Below are 921 nucleotides of genomic sequence, written 5' to 3'. Positions count from 1 at the left end.
TGTAAGAAAGTCATGCGTTCATTTGGCGGTAATATTAAGTGCATTTCCCAGCCGGGAGAGTGGTCACAGTTTACGTTGACTTTTCCGCCTATCACATCAGATACGGTAACAGAAATTAAAGATGAGCTGACCAAAATGAAATCGATTTTATTGGTCAGTAATCAAGACATTATCGTGCAAAAAATGGTAGATATTAGTCGCTTCATGGGATTTGATGTCACCGTTTTAGATGTAAAAAGCGTCTTTAAAAAGAAAGAATACGAGTTTGAATTTGACCTGATATTTGTCGATGTGGAAAGCCTTGATGTTTTAGAAAACCAATTAGACAGAATCGAATCGTTACTTTCATTTACTGAAGCGCGTGTGGTGTATCTTTTTGAGCACAAACCTGCACAACGAGCTAAAAAAGCCGGCAATGACCCGATTTGGGTAGAGACTCAAGCGTGGCTGCTAAATACCAAAGCTACGATTGAACGTTTGCTTTACGATTCCACTTATATCTCGTCAACGCTGCCATCTGCGCCTTTAGATAAATCCATCAAGCGAACCATCATGGTTGTGGATGATAACGAGTCTCTGCGTAAGTTTACGGCGATGTTACTAGAGAAGCAGGGATTTGAAGTGGTACAAAAGGAAGATGGTCAGCAAGCATTGGACACTCTTGAAAAAGAAAATATCGATCTGATTTTAATGGATATTGAGATGCCAATCATGGACGGAGTAGAAGCGTCGCGACGTATCCGTAACTCAGAAAAGCCGTATGCATCGGTGCCGATTATTGCGCATACGGGAGACAGTTCTCCTGTGACGCTAGATAAAATTGGCTCATCCGGCATGTCCGACTTTATCGTTAAACCCGCTGATAAGAATCGCCTTTTCGATAAAATTGCTAACTGGATTTAAAACAGAGCTCAGGATTGA

The 921-nt window shown here is 41.3% G+C and carries 1 protein-coding gene; it reads left to right on the top strand.

All coding sequences use genetic code 11. The features are described from left to right. Positions 1–903, top strand: a 903-nt coding sequence (locus tag R8O11_RS25890) for a response regulator (RefSeq protein WP_318194697.1), incomplete at its 5' end; no start/stop codon positions are given. Positions 904–921 lie beyond the last annotated feature (18 nt).

This window comes from Vibrio sp. 1288, assembly GCF_033344475.1.
Note: the sequence above shows the minus strand (reverse complement) of the source record. Positions and strands in the feature narration are given on the sequence as shown.